Source organism: Virgibacillus sp. MSJ-26, assembly GCF_018918075.1.
Classification (GTDB): Bacteria; Bacillota; Bacilli; order Bacillales; family Amphibacillaceae; genus MSJ-26.
In genome coordinates this window covers 1-23,053 of sequence record NZ_JAHLPW010000028.1, presented here as the reverse complement: position 1 = coordinate 23,053, position 23,053 = coordinate 1, and the positions used below count along the sequence as shown (strand labels likewise).

Below are 23,053 nucleotides of genomic sequence, written 5' to 3'. Positions count from 1 at the left end.
GGAGACTTGAGAAGGCCTGTGCATAAAAGCTCATCCCTTCCCAAGTCTCCAATTAAATACTAACTACTTTATTAATTTTTAGCTAAATCTTTACTGGCTTTTTCTGTTGATTTAGCAGCATCATCGACTGTATCTGCAAGTTTTTCACTTTGCTTCGCCGTCTCATCTAATTTTTCTTTAGCCTGCTTAGTCAACTCTTGTGTTTTCTTAGATGCCTGCTTGGTCATTTCTTGGGTCTTCTTAGATGCTTCTTTGGTCACTTGAGCTGTCGTTTCCATCGCTTTATCCTTTAATTCATTACCTTTCTTTGAAGCCATGTCAACTAAATCAGAGCCTTTAGAATAGGCCATCTCTTTTAAATCCGAACCTTTTTCCTGGGCGACATCCTTTAAGTCACTAGCCTTATCCATCATTTGATTAGCACCTTGGTTAATATCGTCACGTAAGTCTCTACCAGACTTAGGAGCAAATAATAAAGCCAAACTTGCACCAATTAATCCACCAATTACTGTACCAATCATAAAATCCTTACTATTAATATTATCACTCATTGAAATTCCTCCCTAATTTATTTGTTTTTCTTTTTCCAAAGACTCATTAACACATTACCCCATTTTAATACTTCTGAAGCATTATCTTTTTCAGTCGAGCTTGATGTTTTTATCCTAGATGAGAAATTCTGTAAAGTACTATTAAAAGATTGGACCGTTGTACCAACACTTTTAACACCATCAAAGAGAACATCCAATTTTGCTGATTTTTCATTCACATCGTCAGCTAACTGATTTGTTTTATTAAGTAACTCTGTTGTTTCCGTTGTGATAGAATTCATTTGTTTTTCCAATTCTTTCATCGTTATTGCCACATCATCGTATGTACTTTTCATAGACTTATATGCAATCATAATAAACACAACCAGAACCAAAATGGCAATAACTGCAACTGATGCAGCAATATATAAAAATATATCCATACTAGTCATACAACTCCTTCTCTACTTTATATATCTCTATCATAGCATTATTAGTATTATTTCTTAAATAATTTTAATTCAAATATACCCTTGCTTGGACAATATAAACATTTACATTGATAAGGACTTTAATATTAAATAAAAAGAGTCGTTTTATAGACTCTTTTAACATTTATCAATTTTCGTTCAGTTCTTATAATATAACCTTATTTTTGCTCAATTAAACTTTCTTCGTATTTTTTTTGAAACTTTTGTATATCACCAGCACCCATAAAGATTAAGACACTATCGTCATGGCCGTTCAACGTCTTTATATTTGACAGCTCAAGTATAGAGCATTCAGGGATTAGCTTCTCCAAGTCATGGATTGTTAATTCCCCTGCATCTTCTCGTGCAGATGCAAAAATGTCACATAAATAAACATCATCAGCTAAATTGAGGCTATCGGCAAATTCTTGCAAGAATATTTTCGTACGTGTAAACGTATGCGGCTGAAATATAGCCACAATCGATTTATTTGGGTATTTTTTTCGAGCTGATTCAATTGTTGCTCTAATTTCTCTAGGGTGATGGGCATAGTCATCAATAATAACCTGTTGCCCAATTTTCTTTTCAGTAAAGCGACGTTTAACACCTTGAAAAGTGCTCAAATTCTTTATACCTTCTACTGATAACCCTTCATAATGGCAAATAGCAATAACTGCAAGGGCATTAAGAATATTATGATCACCATACATAGGTATATGAAACGTATTATAGTAAGTATTTCTTACAAAGACATCAAATTCGGTGCCATTTTCCATTTCAGTTACATTTTGAGCTTGAAAATCATTCGTATCGGCAAATCCATAATAAACAACAGGCACTTTAGCCTGGATTTTTTGGAGATATTCATCGTCTCCACATGCAATGATTCCCTTTTTCACATTATCAGCCATCGATTGGAAAGCATCAAAAACGTCTTCCACACTGGAAAAATAATCAGGGTGGTCAAAATCTATATTCGTCATAATTGCAAAGTCAGGACGGTATTTCAGAAAATGTCGTCGATACTCACATGCTTCAAAAACGAAATAAGAACTATCGATCTGCCCTTTACCCGTTCCATCCCCTATTAAATAAGAAATGGGGTAAGATTCACTTAGTACATGTGCTAAAAGTCCAGTCGTCGATGTCTTTCCATGCGCTCCTGTTACCGCAATACTTGTAAATTGCTTAAGCCATTCTCCTAAAAATTCATGATATTTATAAAAGGTTACACCTTTACGTTTTGCTTCTTTTATTTCTATATGATCTTCTGAGAAAGCATTCCCAGCGATTACAGTGTATTCATTCTTGATGTTATCTTCTGAGAAAGGGTAAATTGGAATATTTTTGCTTCTTAAGGCTTCTTCGGTAAAAAAGGTTTTTTCAATATCTGAACCTTGTACCTTCTCACCTGAATCGTGCAATATCTGTGCTAATGCACTCATTCCCGTTCCCTTAATACCAATGAAATGGTAAGTTGTCATAAAAAGAACCTCCAAATTAGTATAAAAAGAATTTACGTTGCTCAACGATCATTTGCGCTTTAACTTAACCATCACATGAGCTTTAGATAATTATAGCAAACCTAAATAAATAATTAAATAAAATAGTCGTTGAAAAGTATCTTTTGTTATTGTTTATGATATTCTACTTTTTCTAAACGCGGATTAGGGCGATAACGACGTCCTTCTTTTGCGGCTGATTGACCATTTAATAAGACATTATCTCCGGTAAAGCCAATATTGATTTTCAATAAACTACCACCCACACCGTACATGTCAACTGGAACGTCTGCCTTTTCAAAAGTTTTAATTCGTTCTTCTGTAAATCCTCCACTAACCATAATATTTACAAAGTCAAATCCTTCTTCATCTAAGGCTTTTCTAAGCGCAAACACAAGTTCAGGGTTAACTCCGCGAGGGTCGAATGTCCCCATTAAATGATGATTTCGTAAAAAATACTTATCTACCAACGTTCTTGACGTATCAAGCCGAACGCCTTTTAATTCTTTTCCAAACACCCGAGCTACCTTCAAAGCATCAGTAATAACGTCATTATTATAATCAACAAGTGCTATCAAGTCATCATTCGGGTAAATCTCATGGTAGGCTTTCGATGCAGCAACAACGTCACCACGAAACATTTGAATCATAGCATGCGGCATCGTCCCCATACCTTGTATGCCCCACCATTCGCTCATTGCATGTGTGGCTTGAGCTGTTGAACCACCGATAAACGCAGAATATCCATCACCAGCTTGTTGGGTGTAATGATCATCACGATCGCCCATGAAAATGACAGGTTTCTGTACCCCAGTCGTTCTTGCAGCTTTTACAACATTATATACATTTGTTGCAACAGAAGTTCTTCTACCTAAAATACCATCAATAATCCCTTCAAGATAACCAAATTGTTGGTATGCACCTGAAATGGTCAATACGGATTCAAATGGCTGTATCTTATCTCCATCTTTCAATGAATAAATCTCGAGACTTTCTGGATTCTCAGCAAACTTATGTACTAATGCTATTGCTTCGTCTGTTCCACATAATACAGCATTGGATTTCTGAAAAAACTGCATCGTTACATGGTTATTTGGTAAAACCTTTTCTGCAATTTCTTTGGTTTTCAAAAAATAGACCGCCGAAAACCAACCATCCCCAATTCTTTCATCAAACTTAAATGTCTTATTAGTTAAGCGTTTGATGTTCCCCTTCAGTTTTTGTTCTATTTCTTTCATAGGAATCTCCTTAATCCTTTTTCTCACAAATCGTAATACAATCTATTTAATCATATAAAAACGCTCAGGAAATAACAAGTGAAATTGAAAAACATTTAAACTATTAAATAGAATTCTGCCTAACTAATATCAATTACTGACTCGTGTATATATCTTCAAGTTCAGCTTGTGTAATTAAAATGTCTCTTGGTTTACTACCATTTTGAGATGAGATAATTCCTTTTTGTTCCAAAGTATCTATTAAACGAGCTGCACGGTTATAACCAATCTTAAAGTGACGTTGCAACATGGACGTGCTTGCACTGTTCTGCATCATAACAAAGTCAATAGCATCATATAAAAGCTCATCTTTCTCTTCTTCAAATGTCATCTTTTCCAATAGGGTGTCCTGTTCAAATAAATAATTTGGTTTCGCTATCTTTCTGGCATGATTTGTCACTCGATCAATCTCTTCGTCCGAAACAAATGCACCTTGGAGTCTAATACTTTTACCTGCTCCATTTTCAACAAAAAGCATGTCACCTTTACCTAGTAATTTTTCTGCGCCACCTACGTCAAGAATTGTACGAGAATCAACTTGAGAAGATACACTAAACGCAATCCGTGTCGGGATATTTGCCTTTATTAAGCCTGTAATGACGTCAACAGACGGTCTTTGAGTCGCTAATAATAAATGAATCCCACAAGCTCTTGCCTTTTGAGCGATTCGGCTGATTGAATCTTCAACATCTTGTGGTGAAACCATCATAAGATCTGCAAGTTCATCAATAACAATGACAATAAAAGGCATTTTATCTTCTTTATTCCCGCGCTCTAATACCTTTTGATTATATTTTTCAATATTACGGACACCTTCATCAACAAATTTCTCATAGCGCTCTTCCATCTCATTTACTGCCCATTTTAACGCTGCAGTGGCTGCCTTAACATCTGTAATTACGGGAGAAACGAGATGGGGAATGCCATTGTATTGAGTCAATTCAACCATTTTAGGATCTATTAAAATAAACTTAACGTCTTCATGACTTGCTTTATAAAGCAGACTGATGAGAATTGTGTTAATACAAACACTTTTCCCTGATCCAGTAGCACCTGCTATTAAACCATGGGGCATTTTTTGTATGTTTGTTATAATTGGTGCCCCTTCGATATTTAACCCGAGAGCGATCGTTAAGGGTGATGGGTTATCTTCAAATTCTTTTGTCTCAAAAATTTCTTGCAGTCCAACCATTTGTGGTTTTGGATTAGGCACTTCAATTCCAACCGTATTTTTCCCAGGAATCGGAGCTTCGATACGGATATCTTTAGCTGCCATGTTCAACTTTAAATCATCACTCAAATTTCTAATTCGGCTTACTTTCACACCTAATTCAGGTTTCACCTCAAACCTTGTTACAGATGGACCCTGCGTAGCATTAACAACAGTTGCTCTCACTTTAAAATGTTGTAGAGTTTTCTCAAGGAGTCCTTTTTGTTCTTCTACCCATAAATCATTTGTTCCACTTTGATCAACAGGTTCATCTAATAGGGTGTTAGGAAAAGGATCTAGTTGAGAAGATTCATCCATTGATATTTCTTCTTCAGTGTTAAGTTGGATTGCATTTTGTTGTTCTTTTTTTCTATCAAAAAGATTCTTTTTATCTCGAGGTGTCATCATGACGTTAAATGGTACGTTTTCTTTGCCTGGTTTACTTCTAGTTCGCTTAGGTTCAGTATGCTTAGTATTTCTTCTTATCGATTCTGAAACTATCTCCGACTCTTTTTTCTCTGTTTGAACGTCAGCTTTTTCTCGCTCTTCTCTCTGAGGTAAAGACGTTTCATCATAAGAATATTCCTTCGTTACTGCAGACTCTTTTTCCGCACTTTCAATATGTTCTAAACGTTTATCTTCCTCTTCAAAAGTTTTAACGTCATTTTCTGCTGTTTCGGGCTCGGCCACAACTCTTTGTTTTCTTAAATAAGCAGGCACCTCATGAATCTCTTTATCTTGACGTCTTTCTTGGTACCCATAAATTGGAGAAGCAACTCTACTCGGTTTAAATGGACGACTTTCATCTTTTTTATAAATTTTCCTCGAAGGTTTATGTTCAAAATGCATTGACTCTTTATTTGATTCTTCATGTGATTGAGATTCTTTTTGATACTGTTTATGATAGTCTCTCTCAACCTTCCTTCGCTTATAGGCAGGAGTTTCGGCCGTCATCTTCTCAGGTGGCTCATCTGGAATGATTGGAAACTTAAACGGCTTTTTATCGGGATATTGATACACCATTCTTGTCTGAATAGGCTGTTTTTTATCATGATGTTGGTCTATCTTTCTTTCATTGGAATCTTCTTCAGTTTCACTTTCAGTTTCAACTTCTTTCCATATGAAATTTTGGATTTTGTTTTTCCATCTATCCCACATTCTTTTTCACTCATTTCTATGTAATCAATCTCTCTATTTATTTTACCAGTTTTTCTTCCCTTGTAAATTGCAAAAGGAAAAGCTAACACAGGTTAAGAAAAGCACACGAATATTAAAACAACCTTTGTCCGGGTTGACTCAGGTTGTTTTATTTCTCACTAACTATTCATTTAAAAATTGAATGGTTCTCCTACTTTATAAGCATCGTCTAGCACATAAATTCCTATTTCTTCCTCTGGTTGAGTTAACCCAAGTTCTTTCTTTGAACATATCATACCATTCGATGCAACCCCGCGTAATTTTGTCGGTTTTATCTTTAATCCGCTTGGCATCGTTGCTCCCACTTTCGCTACGACAACTTTTTGATCTTTGTCGACGTTTGGAGCGCCGCACACAATTTGTAATGTCTCTTCCCCTACTTCCACCTCACATACACTTAATTTATCTGCATTTTCATGTTGGATTTTACTTGTTACATAACCTACTACAAATTTAGGGGTAAGATCAAAATCAAGCGAATCATTTAAATGATTTTCTTTGAATAATTGCTTTAGTTCGTCTAATAACGATTGCGTTAATTGAAGTTTACCTTTTCCCTCAAGAGATAAATGTTTTGAGGCTTTAAATATATTATAACCTAATACATTGTTATTTTGGTCAATGATTTTTACAATAGGACCAAATTTTTCATGTGTCACTTCATCTTTTTTTCCAGATTCAATCGGTAAAATTAATACATCGCCAATCCCTTCAGGATTATAGGTAACGTACATCTAAAATCACTCTTTTCTCTCATGTTTTGGTTTATTTTTTGCAAGAATAAATATAGGTGTTAATTGTTTATCTTCATACGTAAATGACAAGGATGTAACTGGTATTCTTCCTTCAGCAAAAAACTTCATTGTCATTTGAGCCAGAATATCATACCCCGTCTGATTTTGGACATCGGCAAGAATTAACACGTCCTGATGGGGTACCGATATAGCAAGCTCACCTTTAGCATTGGCTTTCATTTCTTCTAAAAATGATTCATTTAAAATGCGACTTGCATCGTAACCATCCTGTGTCGCAACAAAGTAGAAGTCATTTCCAGCTACGGTATCTTTGTTATATTGATTAGATAGCGAACGAACATTAAAAGTAGCAATTTCGTCTAAACGCTCTTGCGTCCATCCTTCCTCATCAAGCAACTTCTCATCAATAAGCCGATATGACTTGCCCAAATCAAGTGCATAAAAGATACGCGTCTCCGCCGTATGATCTTTATAAACTAATTTATCACCATTTTTCATTTCAAGTGGAAATGAAGTGGCTCTAATCACTGGATAGACATTTTTTTCTTTTCCGGCTAATTCATGTGTTTCATTCATAATTTTTAATGATTCATTAATATGTCCAATGAGTTCATCAATGGCCTCATCACCACGTTCATTATATTTAGACACAACGTTCGGTAATCGAATAGTTATACCACGTTTAGTTTCCGCCCACTCAATCCGAAATGTATCTTTATCACGGTTGTAAGATGTTTCATAATTTTTATTCACTAGGCTTTTTTGAAGAATATCTTTCATCTTAATCGTTGTCATACTCATTAATTTAACCTCCTTTACTTAGGTAGTTCGTCTATAAATTCCTCTATTTCTTCTTTTGTTTTGCGATTCTTACTGACGAAGCGACCAACTTCCTCACCTTTTTGGAAAGCAATAAAGCTTGGAATGCCAAAGACATCGTATTCTTGACAAATTTCAATAAAGTCATCTCTATCAACTGAAACAAATTGATGTCCTGTATATTTCTTTTCGATATCTGGTAAAATGGGCTCGATAACCCGGCAATCTGGACACCAATCAGCTGTAAACAACATTATTACATTATCATTTTTTATCGTATCGTCAAATTGCTCCTTAGATTGCAGTGTTTCCATCTGTATCAGCTCCTATGTTTAATCATATCTATGATTAGTTAATCTTTCAATAATGTTGAATTACGTACTTAATTTTACTATGAATCGGCGCTATTGCAAAAGGAATCATTTTACAAACAAGTAATTTGAATATTTTATTGTTTTGTCTAAAATAAAGATAGGTACATAATAAGTTTTGGAGGGGTTATTAATGGAATTAACAGTATATCTTGCCGGACAAATTCATGATGATTGGCGCGGACAAGTTGAAAAGAAAGCAAAGGAAAAGAATTTACCATTAAAATTTGTCGCACCACAAACCAATCATGACCGTTCAGACGATATTGGAGAAGATATTTTAGGAGAGCAGCCAGGCAATTATTATAAAGATGATGCTGCTTCAAGCATTAATAATTTAAGAACTCAGGTTTTAATGGAAAAGTCAGACGTTGTCATCGCATTATTCGGAGAAAAGTATAAACAATGGAATACGGCCATGGATGCCAGTGCGGCGATTACTTTAAACAAACCAACAATCATCATTCGTCCAAACGATCTGATTCATCCACTGAAAGAACTATCAAATAAAGCAAATGTCACCGTTGAAACGGTTGATCAAGCTTTAGACGTATTAGCTTATATTTTTGAATAATAATGATTTAAAAGAGGCTGGGACAAAACTAAGTATAAGTAATTAAAAGACGAACAATTTTAAGCGAGCGTTATTCGCTTCGGAAAAATACTTCGCTTTCCGCAGGCGCTGATGAGCCTCCTCGAGCTACGCTCTGTGGGGTCTCATCTAAGCTTTTCATCCTGCTGGAGTCTACGTATTTTTCCTACGCTGATTTTAAAAGTGTATATTAAAAGAAATATACTTTAATACGTTCGCTTTTACATTAACTAAAATACTTATGTCCCATCCTCTTTTTAGTTAATTTATTATTGTAGTTTACGACTATTTCCACCGAGTTGATATATAATATGCAGTAACTAATGAGCTGTTTTCAACGCAAGCGTAATTATGACCGTCTGGGATCGCTCCGGGCGGATGCTTTCCGCGGGCACGGCTTCAGCCTCCTTGCCCCGGCAAGGGGTATGCCGGCGTTGTCCGCAAAGGACGGTTTTAGTCGGCCTTCATTAGCTTTACCCTCTCTGCGGGGTCTTCAGACTCGTGCTTTTCCCGCAGGAGTCACCGCCCTGCGCTCACCCAGACTATTAAAGTTATTTAATGCTATTATAAGGCATTTTTGTACAATGATATTACGCTGAAATCAGCGTAGGAAAAAATGCGGAGACTCCTGTGGGAGCTGAGGCCTAGATGAGACCCCGGAGAGCGTAGCTCGAGGAGGCTCATCAGCCACCCACGGAAAGCGAAGCGTTTTTTCCGTAGCGTTCGGAGTGTAGCTTACTTAAACAGGATGGGAAAAAATCTGCGTTATTATGTCGCAGTTTATGGAAACTGTTAATTAACATATTTTAATCAAGTTTTATAGACAATAGGATTTTTCAAACATCGATTATAGTACTAGGTGTTTAAGTATAGTCAAACTTGAAAGACGAAATTGGTATTCACGAAAAATGTCTCTATTGATTATATTCCCACTGGCCTCGTAATAATTTAACGACGTGGGCAAACATCTCATGCCTTGACACTTTTTCATTTGTGAAGATTCCAATGGCGCCTTCTTTATGCCTTACACCCTTTTTCTTAGCATAAACATCCATTAAATCGCCCAGTTCAAAACCAGCCTTCAACTGTACATCTATTTCATCTGGAAGGGGAATCCGCGCGCCACTTGCCGTATAAACATCTTTATTCGGTGTCACTAACGCTCCCCAGTTACATAAATAGAGTTGGTCCTGGACATACATGACTCCACCTTCTAGACCTATTCCAAGAGCCTCATCAGTCGCACATTGTTTAGCACGGTTAATCGCACCTTCCATTGTTTCGTCATCAGAAAATGGTTGTACAGACACATTTGAAGGTACATCCAACGAGATAACTTCTTCATTGAAAAAAATATCTTGAACTGCTTTAATTTTTGTTGGATTTTTTGAACCGATAATAATCTTCATCTACATTCTCCTTAAGAAGTAATAGAGGCTAATCTAATAAAGAGTGATTCATAATATGTCTCGTAGCATGGGGGATGTGAAAAATCTCTTACTTATTAATTTCATCCAGTTTTAAGAGAAATCCAACCTCTATATTGTTTTAGCTTATTGTTTGCGGATCTGATCAACCGTATTTTGATCTGTCTCCTTAACTAATTTAACAAGCAACTCTTTTGCGGCAGCATAATCATCGACATGAATGATTGAAGCTGACGTGTGGATGTAACGAGAACAAATGCCAATCACTGCACTTGGTATACCATCATTTGATATATGAACTTTTCCTGCATCTGTTCCACCCTGTGAAATGAAATACTGATATGGAATATCATTGGATTCTGCTGTATCAAGAATAAACTCTCTCATACCTCGGTGGGTGATCATCGTCCGATCAAAAATTCTTAGTAACGCACCTTTCCCTAATTGTCCGAACTCTTTTTCATCGCCAGACATATCATTTGCAGGCGATGCATCCAGCGCATAGAAAATATCTGGTTGAATCATATTAGCCGCTACTTGAGCACCACGTAGACCGACTTCTTCTTGAACGGTAGCTCCAGAATAAAGCTCGTTCGGTACTGTTTCATCTTTCAACTCTTTTAATAATTCAATCGCTAGCCCACAGCCATAGCGATTATCCCACGCTTTGGCAAGAATCTTTTTTTCATTTGCCATTGGAGTAAATGGACAAATTGGTAAAATCGCTTGTCCAGGTTTAATGCCAATTTTCTCAGCATCTGCCTTATCGTCTGCTCCAATATCGATTAACATATTTTTTACATCCATTGGTTTCTTGCGTTGTTCGGGTGTTAAGTTATGAGGAGGTATAGAACCGATGACTCCGATAACTGGTCCGTTATCCGTCATCACTTGCACACGTTGAGCAAGCAATACTTGACTCCACCATCCGCCCAGTGTTTGAAAACGAATCATGCCGTTTTTAGTGATTTTGGTTACCATGAACCCAACCTCATCCATATGACCTGCAACCAACACTTTTGGACCTGACCCTTTTTTCACACCAAACACACCACCAAGGTTATCTTGAACAATTTCATCTGCATACGGTTCAATTTGCTCTTTCATGAAAGACCTGACAAGATGTTCATTACCTGGTGCACCTTGTAGTTCCGTCAAATTTTTGAATAAGTTTAATGTCTCTTGTTTCATTTTTATCACCTTCAATTTATGTAATATACTTAGTATATCGAACTATCTTTATTGTTTCCAGAATTCTCACATGATTTTTTGCTTTTGGTTTTATATTTTTTATTAATCATGTATACTTGTAATAAAATAATATACAATGAGTCTTGGGGTAATATAACGTTTGCTCCATGCAATTAATCAGCATTTTTAAAAATGTAAATTTGGACTTACGAAAATTTTCAATGAGGTGATTTGGTTGAATTGGAAAAAGACAGCGCTAGTAGCCGGACTAGGAGTTACGGTAGGATTTCTAGCAAAGCAGCAACTAGACAATTATCAGACGGTAACACCAGAGAAAGCTTTAAACAATGCAAAAGAAGCCTTTAAACGAAAAGGTCCAATAAGTGGTTCATGGATTTATATGAAACCTGAAGAAGTAGAAAAAAATGGTTTGCTTTACGATGCCTATCGTGGAGGAATTACTCGAAATATTGATGGTGAAAATAAACAATATGAATTCTATGTAGACATCGATACGGGTGCTGTCATCGGTTCTGTACAAACTTCTTAATAAATTCCTTATTTCAAATAATAGGTTTACTTACGAAAAAATCCGAACAATCATTCGAGAGATTTATTTCTAAGATTTCGAATATGTTCGGATATATTTTTATTATAATAAACTAATATTTAAATCCCCATGCCCCTTTAATTCTATTTATATTCATAACGATGACGTTCTACTTCATCAATTCTCTTACCATCTTCATCAAATTTAAGAGCTCTATAATAAGCATCATGATAAAATGTATACCATGCTTTCTTTCTATATCCAAAATCCATCCACTTTTCTTTTTGGTGGACAGAAGTGACTGGATAATCATCATAAGCAAGCGCCCACAGTTTATTTTGATGCCCGTGTGTCGGCATAATATCAGCCATATGGATAAAACATTCTTCATCATCTTCAAAAACGAGAATAGAGTGCCCATCGCTGTGTCCACCAGTATGAACCATCTTCAAACCGGGAACAATCTCCATTTCATTTTCAAAGGTGTGGATTTGATCAACGATAGGCTCCCAATTCATTTCCCAATATGTATTAACAGACCTGATATTCGGATAACGCATTTCATTCCATTCTACAGCTGAGGTGTATATCGGAACTCCTTCAAACTTAGATACATAGGAATCATTAGATTTTTTTGTTAACCCACAGGCATGGTCAAAATGTAAATGAGTCATTAAAATAATATCAATATCATTAATCGTTAATTCCATCTCAGCTAAAGACTGTTCAATAGAAGATTCTTCCAGCACCCCAAAATTTCTTAATTGTTTTTCTGTTAGTTTGTCATTTCCCATCCCTGAATCGATAAGTATATTTTTCCCGTCTACTTGTAACAGAATAGGATCTGTTCTTAACTCAATTAAATTATTTTCTGTATGGGGATATTTACGGCTCCAAAGAGCTTTAGGTACTACCCCAAACATTGCACCACCATCTAAGAAATTAACCCCACCACTCAACCATGTTAGAGAAGCTCGTCCAACTTGCAACTTTTCCATATTTATCCCCCCTATTAAAATTAGTTTAAAGCACACAAATAACTTCTGCAAACATATGCCAAAAGCGAAACAGACTAATTCACGCGAACAAAACTCGGGATAAAATTTTCCAACAAAAAATTCCGAACGATGATTGCGATAGCTTCAAATCATTATTCGGGATTTTTCAACTGTAAATTTAGCATAGTAAAAGCAAGATGAATCCTGACTAGGCGAAACCCTGCAGAGAAACAGAACACGGGTATTCAACAGTTCCCACAGAAATCGAAATATTTTTCCTGACATACATATATTCAAAAATAAAACCCATAATAATATTGAGGTGACTTGCTATGACTTTAAATGTTAATCATCAATTAACTTTATTATATGATTTGCTTGATGAACATCATGCTGAACGAGATGGCGAAGTGGCTGAATACCAACAAATCAAACGAGTCGTTAAATCCATGATGGCTAACAACAGCATTACTAACGAACAACTCTTGCAATTACTACCGGAAATTTACAATTATGGATTAAAAGGAGAAAGTGCACAAAATTCGAATGAACATATTGTAGATAATCAAGAAAACATCCAACAATGGATTAGCGCCATTAATAACAAAACATTATCGTAATTGGCGAATTTTTCTATTTAAATCTGCAAGCTGTTCTAACCTTTCTACCACTTTATCTTCTTCTTTTCTTTCATCATGCCAAGTTAAGAAACTCAATGAATCCATAAGCAAATACCAATACATGTGCATTATAAGCTGTTCACTTAAAGCTTCACCATAATTTCGGAGCCATTGCTCCCATTCTTCGTTCGGAATGTATGAATTCAATACTGTTCCATAATCAGTGATAGGATCTGCAATCATTGCATTTTCCCAGTCAATTAAATATAACTGACCTGTTTTTGATAATAATATATTATTATGGTTTAAATCACAATGGCAGACAACTCGCCTAAGGTCTTTATTATCTGGAAGTAAAGAAGTTAAATTCTCCTCTGCTTGCTTTACTTCTGGATGTTCCCTTATAGATAATCGGTTAAGACGTTGCTTGATATCTTTTAATCGATCCTCAGGACTAATCGGTTTTTTTCCAAGTCTCATAAGCATATGTAATAATTCAGATGATTGATGAATTTTCCGAAGTAAACTAGCAACTCGGGGATGCCGCATTTCTTCAGGCTTTAGTTCCCGCCCATCCAGCCATTCTTGTGCAGTGATTACATCACCATTTTCCATTCGTTTCGTCCAAACAAGTTTTGGGACAATTCCTTCTGCTGAAAGCACAGCTAGAAAAGGAGATGAGTTTCTCTTTAAAAATAAGCGATAATCACCTTTTGTAGCAAAATAAGCGTCACCAGTCAACCCGCCAGCTGGCGTAATTTTCCACTCTTTACTAAGTACTTTCTCAAACCAATTCACCATAATATCGATTCCTCAAATCATTCATGATATAGTACAAATCTAAACAATAAATAACGTTAAATAAGTGCACTTTTATAATATCGGACTTTTACTGTCCATTAACCTGTGATAAAGATATGTTGATAGACTATCTAAGTTTAACTAATTTTGCAAGTGGGTGATGTCGTATTTTTACTTCCCAAGATTGACAATGGAAGTGCATCTTTGGATAAAAGTATTGATTGACAGGTACTTTGCTGACCATCAACTTGATAGGATATTTTATTATCAGAAGTTATTTTTACTTCTTTTGCTGTAAGTATGTCAACCTCGCGAAAAACTGTGTGTTTACCGGTGAACACTGTTACAAACAAAGCTAAAATTTTCCACTTAGATATATTATGGATAACTAAAATAGAAAAATAATTAGGTTGAATCGTGGCGTTAGGGAGAATCTTCATTCCTCCCCCGTAAAAAGGATGATTAGCTACCGTCACCATCCAACAACGTTCAAATATATGTATTTTACCATCCGTTTCAACTTCTATCGTCGATGGTTCATATTTAAAAAGAGCTTTTATTAAAGCAAAGACATAGATTAGCTGTCCTAAATATAACTTATTTAATAATGGCTTGAATAGCGAGTCATCTGCGACTTTAACTATTTCAGCATCATAGCCAACCCCTACACTATTAACAAAGTAACGCGTAGACTGTTGATCTGCCTCATACTGCCCCAACCAATATGGAAGCACTTCTCTTTGGCTAATAATTCTATCAAAAATTTTTAATGGTTGATCCATGAGCTGACTTCCTCTTGCAAAGTCATTTCCTGAGCCGCCTGGAATAAAGGAAAGTGGGAGTCTTACTTTTCCCAATCCATTAATGACTTCGTGAAGAGTGCCATCTCCACCAATTACTATTAATCCAGAAATGCCATCAAACTCATTTTTTTCATAAAGTTGATGCACTAATTCCTCCGCATGCCCTTCATATTTTGTGAAAAAATAGACACTGTCAATTTGTTTATATAAATGACTCATTGATATTTTTGAAAAAATTCTTTTTGCCTTCCCATGGCCTGCAACAGGATTAATAATGAAAACGTACATTATTCCTCTCCCACCGTTCTAAAATCGTCTTGACCTTCTTCCCATTCAGGGCGTTTAACTGAAGATGTCATACAAAAATCTAAAAGTTGACCGGCGACTTTTAATTGCTGGCTTTTCAATGGAGTGTCTAATTCGCGCATGTTTTTAAACCATTTATCATACTCATAATTTCCAACCATTTCGATATTATAAGGGACTTGCTGGAGAATAAGGTTATTGTTTTTTGCAATGACTGTTTTTTTAACTGAATAGGAAATGTCTTTCTGTTTCAATATACTGTTTATTAACTGTTCCGTTCGCTTTAACGCATGAATAGGACTAAGAAATCTTGATTGCTGACTGTCTTTTTCAGCAATCCAAGTTCTTTCATCTGAAACAATAATATTAGCGTCTGCATAGTCATCCAATAAATGAATAATATTAATTTGTAAAGGACTAATCAATATTATTTCACCATCTATCGGTGCCTTTTTAATATTAAAAATAGGATAGTACATTAATAGATAATTATCTGGAAAGCGTTGCAGAAAATACTTTAAATTTTTGTCATAGTTAAATTGTTGATCCATAAATGAAACGTATGATAGGGATGATGTCGCCCATTTTAATTGAAATGGGTATAATTGATTTAGAAAATGCACACGCAAATCTTTCTCGTTTACTGGCAATTCCTCAACCGGATCAATTTCTGGCTCTTGCATTTTTTTCTTACGGAATAAATTCCATTTGGATAACAGCGATTCTTTTTGTGATTGTTCTTGATTATCGTTTTCATCATTGTTACCATTTAAACCGTTCGTCCAAGATTGATATAACTTATTCCATTTTTCACGTTTAAGACGTATATATTGACTTGGATAGCGATAAATATCTAACTCATATCTTGAGATATAATCTTTTAATTTTATCAATTGAGCCATAGGATTCACTCCTTTAATCTGTAACGGTAAATCGCTTCATACTTTGGATTATGTTTCGGATGTATTTTATAAAGAATCACTTCATTAACCAATAGTGTAAAACGTTCGCTTTGATATTCTGAAATAATCTTTTTCAAAACATCCCCACAAGGTTCGCCGCTCCATTTTTTAGCTAATGTAACATGTGGCTTATAGTCTCTTTTTTCTGTTTCAAAACCTTTTTGTAAAGTTAATAATTCCACTTCTTCTTTAAGTTGTGCAAGCTCAAGGTTGTGATGAATCCCGGACCATAAAACCCTTGGCCTATCTTTTCTGCCAAAATAGCCAACGCCCTTCACCGTTAATTCAAAAGGTTTTATTCTCTTTAGTAGACTTAAATGCTCGTTCAGTTTTCCTACTCTCTTATCATCGACTTCTCCCAGAAATTTTAAAGTGATATGCAAATCTTCTTTATGCGGCCACTGTTTATATGATAATTTTGATTTAAGTTGAGACTGGATGTAAGAAAAATGTTCCTTTAACGAGTTAGGTATCGGTATAGCGATAAAATAATGAGGATACATTTTTTCACCTTCACTAATCATTCTTATTCTTAAAGATCTCCGCGAATTTCTCCAGGAATGAGGCATAAACAATCATTTAACTCTTTCTTATTAAGTTCTCGATAAGATCCAAGCGGTAGCGATTCATCAAGATATAGTTCCCCCATCCGCTCACGTCTTAAATAGATGACCTCTTTACCAACAGCTTGAAACATTCGTTTAACTTGATGAAATTTTCCTTCCGTAATGGTTAATTCAATTTCAGACATAGTCCCACGAGTTAAGATTTCCAGTTTTGCCGGTTTCGTAACATAGCCATCATCCAGGGTAACACCTTTTTCAAACGCCTCGCGATCTTCTTCTGTTACCCTTCCACTGACACGAGCGTAATATGTTTTTTTGACTCCTTTTTTAGGCGAGAGCATATGATGAGCAAGCTGTCCATCATTCGTCAAGAGCAATAATCCTTCTGTATCTTTATCAAGACGACCTACGGGAAAGGGTTCAAACAACTGTAAATCTGGTTCAAGCAAATCAATGACTGTTTGATCCTTAAAATCCTCTGTCGCTGACAAATAGCCCGCTGGCTTATTCAACATAATATAAATATATTTCCGGTATTCCACAGGGATATGATTAACCATAATGTCATCTTCATATGGATTGACATCGATTTTGCCATTTTTAATGACTTGATCATTCACTGTTACTTTGCTTTTTTTAATCAGTTCTTTAACTTCTTTCCTGGATCCGAATCCCATATGTGCAAGTGTTTTATCTAATCGCATCATCTTCTTCAACCCCTTCGTCTTAATAAGCGATCAACAACTGGTATTTTCCCGCCAAAAACATGTTCAAGTAATGTAGATATATATGCAAGTACAAGATAGACACCCCCACCACCTGATACACCGACTAATAGCATTATTGTAACGCCCATTCTTGATTCCGCATACGGCATGATCCAACCCATAATCATTTTAAGCAAGTAAATGATTAAAACCATGATTATTGTAAATATACCAACTAGCATTGTTCGTTTAATCGTTTGTTTAAATTCAAACCTGATTGATTTCTTAATCCGATATAAATTAAGGACTACAGCAATACCAGACGCCAATGCGGTACCAAAAATAGCCCCTTTTGCTCCAAAGGTATGAATGAGTTGAATGTTTAACAAAATTTTAACGAGTAATCCAACGAGAAGACTGAGCACCGCATAGTTTTGCTGATTGATTCCTTGCAAGATGGATGACGTGACCGTAAATAATGCAAACAACAGTGCCACGGGAGCATACCAAGCCAGCAGAGAGCCTGTGACATCTAGTGTATCAAGCCCATAAAAAGACCCGTAAAGTTCATACGATAAAACAATCATGCCAACACAAGCAGGGATGACAAAAACCATCACAATTTGCAATGCTTGGTTTATTTGTTTTTTCATAGCCTGCTGATCATTTTGTGTAAATGATTTCGTTAAGGTCGGCAACATGGATAGTGATAAACCAATCGCAATCGTCATCGGGATAATTACAATTTTGTGTCCGTAAACGTTAACGCCCGCATAAGCAACACTCCAAATATCAGCCCGTCCACTGGCAGTCATTGCTCTTTCAAAAGTAAATTGGTCGACAATTTGATAAAGCGGAATAGCTAACCCAACAATGACAAATGGCCCAGCGTAGCTCAGCAATTCAGCCATTAATGTTTTCGTAGAAATGGTTGAAGATGGCTTCTGCTGCGAATCAAGTTGCCTTTGAATATACGGCTTTCGCTTAATCCAATAAACTCCTAAAACGATACAAGACGCGACAGCCCCAATGAATGCAGCGAACGTAGAAAAACCTACTGCTGTAACGATCGTTCCACCCAACCAGTTTAAAATGATATACGTCCCAACTAAAATAACAGCTATACGAACGATTTGTTCTATAATCTGAGATAAAGCAGTCGGTCCCATCGACTCATTTCCTTGGAAATAACCTCGCACAATACTCATCGAAGGTATAATTATTAATGCGAAACTTACCATTTTAATAGCAAAGGCAGCATCATCTTGTGTAACATCTTTTGCATCCTCGCTTGAAATCGACCATTGTGCAAATATATCTGCACCAAAAAACAACACTAAAAATGCAGTAAACCCTGTAATCAACATGAGCAGGCTGCCTACTTTAAACATTCGCATACCTGTTTGGTAATCTTCTAATGTATTATACTTTGATACAAATTTAGAAACAGCAGCTGGAATACCAACTGTGGAAAGACTTAAAAATATACTGTAAGGCGTATATGCAAAGCCATATAACGTCCCTCCAGTCGTACCAACCATAGCATTGAAGGGAATGACATAAATAAGCCCTAAAAACTTTGATAAAAAAGCTGCACCTGTCAAGAGCATGGTGCCTTTTACGATTTTATTCGACATGATTTCACCTATATCTTAAAATTTTACTCTAAACGCTATTTTATCACATAATCCACTTTATTAGATAACGTTTAGTTATTACTTGATTAGGGTGATGAATTATTATTTCGTATTTTTTCATAAGATGGTATGATACTAAGCGAAAGGAATGAAGTCAATTGATCTATGATGTCATTGTCATCGGCGGCGGTCCTTCAGGTCTGATGGCTTCCATCGCATCTGCCGAAGAAAACGCACGCACCATGCTGATTGAAAAAGGTAAAAAACTAGGAAAAAAGCTCGCTATTTCTGGTGGGGGACGTTGTAATGTGACAAATCGTCTTCCCCAAGAGGAACTGATTAAAAACATACCAGGTAATGGAAAGTTTCTATACGGCCCCTTTTCTGTTTTTAATAATTACGATATTATTGACTTTTTTGAAAGTTTAGATGTTCAGTTAAAGGAAGAAGATCATGGGCGTATGTTCCCAGTAACAAACCGTTCGCAAACAGTTGTCAACGCCCTATTAACCAGACTGGATGAACTTGAGGTCACGGTCAAAATGAACTCCCCTGTTGAAGCCATACATTATGCTGAAGAGGAACATACTGTGATTTTGAAAAACGGTGAAAAAATTAAAACTAAATCGGTTGTCATTTCTGTTGGCGGAAAAGCCGTTCCACATACAGGTTCTACCGGGGACGGTTATGCATGGGCGAAAAAAGCGGGTCACACAATTACCAAGTTATTTCCCACTGAAGTCGCCTTAACATCAAGTGAACCATTTATTAAAAATAAACAACTGCAAGGTTTGTCACTTCGAGATGTGTCACTGTCCGTTTTAAATAATAAGGGCAAGCCAATTATTACACATCAAATGGATATGATTTTCACTCATTTCGGTATCTCAGGTCCGGCTGTACTAAGATGCTCACAATTCGTTGTTAAAGAGCTAATGAAAGGTAACAAGGACGTAACAATGTCATTAGATCTTCTACCAAATAAAAGTCAAAATGAACTACTAACGACATTAACACGATATATGTCGGAAAACCCTAAGAAATCAATAAAAAATATTTTAAAAGGAGTCGTTCCAGAACGTTTCCTCACCTATATGTTAGATAAAATTAATATTAAAGAAGACCAAAAAGCAGCCAACACTTCAAATGATGATTTGCACCAATTAATTCAAGGGTGTAAACGATTTAACTTTAAGGTTGACGGTTCGTTACCAATGGAAAAAGCCTTTGTAACCGGTGGTGGTATAACAACGAAAGAAATCGTCCCAAAAACAATGCAATCCAAACTGATGCCACGTTTATTTTTTTCCGGAGAAATACTTGATATTCATGGTTACACTGGAGGATATAATATCACTTCTGCATTAGTTACCGGAAAACTGGCAGGTATGAATGCAGCCTTAGAAGCTGCTTCTTTAGCTGGCAGATGATTCCTTGCATGTCTTTTAAATAAAGTCACAACCTAAGATTGTCTGTAAAACATCATCAAGAAAGGGTTGGTTAAGAATGAAAAATGGAATTTGGATACCAATAATTGCCTCTGTAGGAGTAGGCGCTGCAACATTTTATACAATGACAAAGAATAACCAAACCGTAGGACAAGCTGTTCAAAAAATGATCCCATTTGTTTCCCAAATGGGTGGAGACAGTGGGCAATCAGGTGCAGGACAACTTGGTCCACATGGGATGAGCTAAACAGACAGAAAGGGCGCACTATTTTAGTAGTGCGCCCTTTAAACTTTTACCTTTACTTGTAAATTTGAATCGCTATCGATCTAAAATAATAATTTATTTCATGAATTTTTCAACCATTAAAGCAATAGCGCCGTCTCCAGTTACATTTGCTGCTGTACCAAAACTGTCCTGCGCCATGTATAGGCCAATCATCAATCCTAACGCTGTTTCATCAAAGCCAAGCATTGTACCTAAAAGTCCAAGAGAAGCCATTACTGCCCCACCAGGAACACCAGGCGCAGCAATCATAATAACCCCTAGCATTAAAATAAAAGGTAACATCATTCCAAACGTTGGCATAGATAAATCATTAGATAGAACCATAACTGCGACCGAACAAAGTACTAGTGTAATTGTGCTTCCTGATAAGTGAATCGTTGCACACAAAGGCACTGCTGAATCTGCTATACCTTCATTCACTTTATTTTCCTTTGTCTGTTGAACCGTTACTGGAATCGTTGCAGCACTCGACATGGTACCTAAACCAGTAAAGTAAGCTGGAAGCATTGTTTTTAATGATTTAAGCGGGCTCTTACCTGTAACGCTCCCTGCAATTGTATACAGAACAAACAACCACACCCAGTGTAATATAACAGCCAATAACAAGACTAAACCGAATGTTTTTAGTGTTTCAAATACAGTTCCATCCGCAGCTAATTCCGCAAAAATACTAGCGATATAAAACGGTAAGATAGGAATGATAATTTTCCATATCATTCGTTCAATTATTTCCTTCCCCTCATCGAAAAAGGCTTTTAATGTTGGACTGTTAATTCTTGTAATTCCAATACCAAATACAAAAGCAGCAACCAATGCCGTCATAACTCCTGTAACCGGATCAATCGCCATCTCAAACAATGGTTCAATACCTGGTGCTTCCTCTGCATGACCACCTCCACCAGCGAACATCGGAATAAAAATAAGTGCAGCAATAAAAGCTAAAATCCCCGCAAACACCGATGAAGAGTAAGCAATTGCAGAAGTCAAACCTAACATTTTCCCCGAATGTTTACCAAAACTCGCAATCCCACTAGCGATAAAGAAAATTATGATAAGCGGAATAGTAAACTCAAGAAATTCCCCAAATATTGTTTTAAACGTTACAATTACCTTAACAAAAACTTCAGGAGCGATTAATCCAACTCCGATACCAAGAACAATACCGAGAGCTAACTTTAATATTAGTCTCACTTTCACACCACCTTTATGTATTTAATTAAAATAAGAGCTATTCCTAATATACCACTATGAAAATTGGTAATCAATCTAATTTTCTAATAACAATTTATTTTAATAATTACAATCCATTAATTTGTCAACAAATTATAGAATATTGATTTGCATTTAATTGTTACCTATTCTATTTCCTGTATCGTTGTTACATAACGAAATCCTAATTAACACATACTAAGTTTGTCTTGAAAGAAAATAGGGAGGTCAAGTACGTGTTGGAGCCTAATTTACAGCAGCGACTAGAGGTGGCAAGCAAACAAATTAAAGATGCAAGTGAATTTGTTTTTGTAGCACAAGGTTCAGATGCTAAATCAATCCAACAGGCACATCAGCTTCTGCAACAAGCTGAACAACAATTGGATAGCACTCAAAGTTTATATGGTGTAGAAGCAACAGAAAACTCTCAATTTCAACAGGCTTTTGAACAACTACACGATATGCGACAACAAGTAACAGAAACTAAAGCAAATAGCAGTAATAAGTTTAAGTAAAGTGCTTATCTTTTTGAAATCTCTAAAGAACCATGTATGCATAGCATAGGTTTTAACTTATAAATCAAGGCGAACTGACTTTTTAAAAGTAACGAAATAGAAAGCTGCTAAAATTATAAAAAACACCCATTGTCAATAAAGGCAATGGGTGCTTTAATGATGTAGCCTGGCGGCGTCCTACTCTTGCAGAGACAAAGTCTCAACTACCATCAGCGCTGAAGAGCTTAACTTCTGTGTTCGATATGGGAACAGGTGTGACCTCTTCGCTATTGCTACCAGACCTATAACTTAGTTGTTCTGTGTT

Annotated in this window: 24 protein-coding genes and 1 rRNA gene; 6 read left to right on the top strand and 19 right to left on the bottom strand. The window is 36.1% G+C overall.

The window, feature by feature from the left end:
* Positions 1-71: 71 nt before the first annotated feature.
* The 8 genes from KQI49_RS17580 to KQI49_RS17545 all read right to left on the bottom strand — a co-directional run bounded on the left by KQI49_RS17580 (position 72) and on the right by KQI49_RS17545 (position 8,074).
* Complete coding sequence (locus KQI49_RS17580; protein ID WP_216490888.1) at positions 72-551, bottom strand: YtxH domain-containing protein; 480 nt, start codon at positions 549-551, stop codon at positions 72-74.
* 17 nt (positions 552-568) lie between these two features.
* Positions 569-982 carry a DUF948 domain-containing protein gene (locus KQI49_RS17575; RefSeq protein WP_253286918.1) on the bottom strand — a complete coding sequence of 138 codons (414 nt, stop codon included), beginning with the start codon at positions 980-982 and terminating at the stop codon, positions 569-571.
* A 197-nt stretch (positions 983-1,179) separates the two neighbouring features.
* Positions 1,180-2,484, bottom strand: coding sequence for a UDP-N-acetylmuramate--L-alanine ligase (gene murC, locus KQI49_RS17570; protein ID WP_216490887.1), 1,305 nt, complete (start codon positions 2,482-2,484; stop codon positions 1,180-1,182).
* A 146-nt stretch (positions 2,485-2,630) separates the two neighbouring features.
* The gene (locus tag KQI49_RS17565; RefSeq protein WP_216490886.1) at positions 2,631-3,740 is read right to left on the bottom strand and encodes a nicotinate phosphoribosyltransferase; all 1,110 of its coding nucleotides are present in this window, start codon (positions 3,738-3,740) and stop codon (positions 2,631-2,633) included.
* Positions 3,741-3,873: 133 nt separating this feature from the next.
* Positions 3,874-6,147: a DNA translocase FtsK gene (locus KQI49_RS17560; protein WP_216490885.1), complete on the bottom strand. Its 2,274-nt coding sequence runs from the start codon at positions 6,145-6,147 to the stop codon at positions 3,874-3,876.
* Between the two features lie 170 nt (positions 6,148-6,317).
* On the bottom strand, positions 6,318-6,920 hold the full coding sequence (ytpR, locus tag KQI49_RS17555; protein WP_216490884.1) for a YtpR family tRNA-binding protein: 603 nt from the start codon (positions 6,918-6,920) through the stop codon (positions 6,318-6,320).
* A 6-nt stretch (positions 6,921-6,926) separates the two neighbouring features.
* Entirely contained in the window at positions 6,927-7,742 is an 816-nt protein-coding gene (locus KQI49_RS17550; protein ID WP_216490883.1) for a DUF1444 domain-containing protein, read from the bottom strand.
* A 14-nt stretch (positions 7,743-7,756) separates the two neighbouring features.
* A complete protein-coding gene (locus tag KQI49_RS17545; RefSeq protein WP_216490882.1) occupies positions 7,757-8,074 on the bottom strand; it encodes a thioredoxin family protein in 318 nt (105 codons plus the stop codon).
* Between the two features lie 190 nt (positions 8,075-8,264).
* On the opposite strand from KQI49_RS17545, the gene KQI49_RS17540 reads away from it, so the two are divergent.
* On the top strand, positions 8,265-8,705 hold the full coding sequence (locus tag KQI49_RS17540) for a YtoQ family protein (RefSeq protein ID WP_216490881.1): 441 nt from the start codon (positions 8,265-8,267) through the stop codon (positions 8,703-8,705).
* A gap of 932 nt (positions 8,706-9,637) precedes the next feature.
* On the opposite strand, the gene KQI49_RS17535 is transcribed toward KQI49_RS17540, so the two are convergent.
* Complete coding sequence (locus KQI49_RS17535) at positions 9,638-10,132, bottom strand: DUF84 family protein (RefSeq protein WP_216490880.1); 495 nt, start codon at positions 10,130-10,132, stop codon at positions 9,638-9,640.
* A 144-nt stretch (positions 10,133-10,276) separates the two neighbouring features.
* Positions 10,277-11,341, bottom strand: a complete 1,065-nt coding sequence (locus KQI49_RS17530; protein WP_216490879.1) for a M42 family metallopeptidase — start codon at positions 11,339-11,341, stop codon at positions 10,277-10,279.
* Between the two features lie 235 nt (positions 11,342-11,576).
* Here KQI49_RS17530 and KQI49_RS17525 point away from each other — a divergent pair, with 235 nt between their 5' ends.
* A complete protein-coding gene (locus KQI49_RS17525; protein ID WP_216490878.1) occupies positions 11,577-11,891 on the top strand; it encodes a PepSY domain-containing protein in 315 nt (104 codons plus the stop codon).
* A gap of 143 nt (positions 11,892-12,034) precedes the next feature.
* On the opposite strand, the gene KQI49_RS17520 is transcribed toward KQI49_RS17525, so the two are convergent.
* Positions 12,035-12,889 carry a YtnP family quorum-quenching lactonase gene (locus tag KQI49_RS17520; RefSeq protein WP_216490877.1) on the bottom strand — a complete coding sequence of 285 codons (855 nt, stop codon included), beginning with the start codon at positions 12,887-12,889 and terminating at the stop codon, positions 12,035-12,037.
* Positions 12,890-13,221: 332 nt separating this feature from the next.
* Between KQI49_RS17520 and KQI49_RS17515 the strand changes: the two genes are divergently transcribed.
* Positions 13,222-13,509 carry a YtzH-like family protein gene (locus KQI49_RS17515; protein WP_216490876.1) on the top strand — a complete coding sequence of 96 codons (288 nt, stop codon included), beginning with the start codon at positions 13,222-13,224 and terminating at the stop codon, positions 13,507-13,509.
* Here the strand turns inward: KQI49_RS17515 and KQI49_RS17510 are convergent.
* From KQI49_RS17510 to KQI49_RS17485, 6 genes are all read right to left on the bottom strand, one after another.
* Positions 13,501-14,310, bottom strand: coding sequence for a phosphotransferase family protein (locus tag KQI49_RS17510; protein WP_216490875.1), 810 nt, complete (start codon positions 14,308-14,310; stop codon positions 13,501-13,503). The two genes, KQI49_RS17515 and KQI49_RS17510, sit on opposite strands and share 9 nt — an antisense overlap.
* A 137-nt stretch (positions 14,311-14,447) precedes the next feature.
* On the bottom strand, positions 14,448-15,401 hold the full coding sequence (locus KQI49_RS17505; RefSeq protein ID WP_216490874.1) for a diacylglycerol/lipid kinase family protein: 954 nt from the start codon (positions 15,399-15,401) through the stop codon (positions 14,448-14,450).
* Positions 15,401-16,321 (bottom strand): NERD domain-containing protein, encoded by a 921-nt coding sequence (locus tag KQI49_RS17500; RefSeq protein ID WP_216490873.1) that lies wholly within the window; start codon positions 16,319-16,321, stop codon positions 15,401-15,403. The genes KQI49_RS17505 and KQI49_RS17500 overlap by 1 nt, the downstream gene beginning before the upstream one ends.
* 5 nt (positions 16,322-16,326) lie before the next feature.
* Positions 16,327-16,884 carry an RNA 2',3'-cyclic phosphodiesterase gene (gene thpR / locus KQI49_RS17495; protein ID WP_216490872.1) on the bottom strand — a complete coding sequence of 186 codons (558 nt, stop codon included), beginning with the start codon at positions 16,882-16,884 and terminating at the stop codon, positions 16,327-16,329.
* 29 nt (positions 16,885-16,913) lie between these two features.
* Positions 16,914-17,651: a pseudouridine synthase gene (locus KQI49_RS17490; protein WP_216490897.1), complete on the bottom strand. Its 738-nt coding sequence runs from the start codon at positions 17,649-17,651 to the stop codon at positions 16,914-16,916.
* Between the two features lie 8 nt (positions 17,652-17,659).
* Positions 17,660-19,291: a putative polysaccharide biosynthesis protein gene (locus tag KQI49_RS17485; protein WP_216490871.1), complete on the bottom strand. Its 1,632-nt coding sequence runs from the start codon at positions 19,289-19,291 to the stop codon at positions 17,660-17,662.
* 158 nt (positions 19,292-19,449) lie between these two features.
* On the opposite strand from KQI49_RS17485, the gene KQI49_RS17480 reads away from it, so the two are divergent.
* Both KQI49_RS17480 and KQI49_RS17475 read left to right on the top strand, forming a co-directional pair.
* Positions 19,450-20,721, top strand: coding sequence for a BaiN/RdsA family NAD(P)/FAD-dependent oxidoreductase (locus KQI49_RS17480; RefSeq protein WP_216490870.1), 1,272 nt, complete (start codon positions 19,450-19,452; stop codon positions 20,719-20,721).
* Between the two features lie 76 nt (positions 20,722-20,797).
* A complete protein-coding gene (locus tag KQI49_RS17475; protein WP_216490869.1) occupies positions 20,798-20,986 on the top strand; it encodes a hypothetical protein in 189 nt (62 codons plus the stop codon).
* Between the two features lie 93 nt (positions 20,987-21,079).
* Here the strand turns inward: KQI49_RS17475 and KQI49_RS17470 are convergent, their stop codons facing one another.
* Positions 21,080-22,216 (bottom strand): dicarboxylate/amino acid:cation symporter, encoded by a 1,137-nt coding sequence (locus KQI49_RS17470; protein WP_216490868.1) that lies wholly within the window; start codon positions 22,214-22,216, stop codon positions 21,080-21,082.
* A 254-nt stretch (positions 22,217-22,470) separates the two neighbouring features.
* Here KQI49_RS17470 and KQI49_RS17465 point away from each other — a divergent pair, with 254 nt between their 5' ends.
* Positions 22,471-22,749 (top strand): hypothetical protein, encoded by a 279-nt coding sequence (locus KQI49_RS17465; RefSeq protein WP_216490867.1) that lies wholly within the window; start codon positions 22,471-22,473, stop codon positions 22,747-22,749.
* 164 nt (positions 22,750-22,913) lie between these two features.
* Here KQI49_RS17465 and rrf read toward each other — a convergent pair.
* Positions 22,914-23,029, bottom strand: a 5S ribosomal RNA gene (gene rrf, locus KQI49_RS17460).
* Positions 23,030-23,053: the final 24 nt, after the last annotated feature.

Excerpts from the sequence above, each read along its gene's own strand:
- KQI49_RS17580 (WP_216490888.1), bottom strand. The coding sequence starts at position 551 with ATGAGTGATAATATTAATAGTAAGGATTTTATGATTGGTACAGTAATT.
- KQI49_RS17575 (WP_253286918.1), bottom strand. The coding sequence starts at position 982 with ATGACTAGTATGGATATATTTTTATATATTGCTGCATCAGTTGCAGTT.
- murC (WP_216490887.1), bottom strand. The coding sequence starts at position 2,484 with ATGACAACTTACCATTTCATTGGTATTAAGGGAACGGGAATGAGTGCA.
- KQI49_RS17565 (WP_216490886.1), bottom strand. The coding sequence starts at position 3,740 with ATGAAAGAAATAGAACAAAAACTGAAGGGGAACATCAAACGCTTAACT.
- KQI49_RS17560 (WP_216490885.1), bottom strand. The coding sequence starts at position 6,147 with ATGTGGGATAGATGGAAAAACAAAATCCAAAATTTCATATGGAAAGAA.
- ytpR (WP_216490884.1), bottom strand. The coding sequence starts at position 6,920 with ATGTACGTTACCTATAATCCTGAAGGGATTGGCGATGTATTAATTTTA.
- KQI49_RS17550 (WP_216490883.1), bottom strand. The coding sequence starts at position 7,742 with ATGAGTATGACAACGATTAAGATGAAAGATATTCTTCAAAAAAGCCTA.
- KQI49_RS17545 (WP_216490882.1), bottom strand. The coding sequence starts at position 8,074 with ATGGAAACACTGCAATCTAAGGAGCAATTTGACGATACGATAAAAAAT.
- KQI49_RS17540 (WP_216490881.1), top strand. The coding sequence starts at position 8,265 with ATGGAATTAACAGTATATCTTGCCGGACAAATTCATGATGATTGGCGC.
- KQI49_RS17535 (WP_216490880.1), bottom strand. The coding sequence starts at position 10,132 with ATGAAGATTATTATCGGTTCAAAAAATCCAACAAAAATTAAAGCAGTT.
- KQI49_RS17530 (WP_216490879.1), bottom strand. The coding sequence starts at position 11,341 with ATGAAACAAGAGACATTAAACTTATTCAAAAATTTGACGGAACTACAA.
- KQI49_RS17520 (WP_216490877.1), bottom strand. The coding sequence starts at position 12,889 with ATGGAAAAGTTGCAAGTTGGACGAGCTTCTCTAACATGGTTGAGTGGT.
- KQI49_RS17515 (WP_216490876.1), top strand. The coding sequence starts at position 13,222 with ATGACTTTAAATGTTAATCATCAATTAACTTTATTATATGATTTGCTT.
- KQI49_RS17510 (WP_216490875.1), bottom strand. The coding sequence starts at position 14,310 with ATGGTGAATTGGTTTGAGAAAGTACTTAGTAAAGAGTGGAAAATTACG.
- KQI49_RS17505 (WP_216490874.1), bottom strand. The coding sequence starts at position 15,401 with ATGTACGTTTTCATTATTAATCCTGTTGCAGGCCATGGGAAGGCAAAA.
- KQI49_RS17500 (WP_216490873.1), bottom strand. The coding sequence starts at position 16,321 with ATGGCTCAATTGATAAAATTAAAAGATTATATCTCAAGATATGAGTTA.
- thpR (WP_216490872.1), bottom strand. The coding sequence starts at position 16,884 with ATGTATCCTCATTATTTTATCGCTATACCGATACCTAACTCGTTAAAG.
- KQI49_RS17490 (WP_216490897.1), bottom strand. The coding sequence starts at position 17,651 with ATGCGATTAGATAAAACACTTGCACATATGGGATTCGGATCCAGGAAA.
- KQI49_RS17485 (WP_216490871.1), bottom strand. The coding sequence starts at position 19,291 with ATGTCGAATAAAATCGTAAAAGGCACCATGCTCTTGACAGGTGCAGCT.
- KQI49_RS17475 (WP_216490869.1), top strand. The coding sequence starts at position 20,798 with ATGAAAAATGGAATTTGGATACCAATAATTGCCTCTGTAGGAGTAGGC.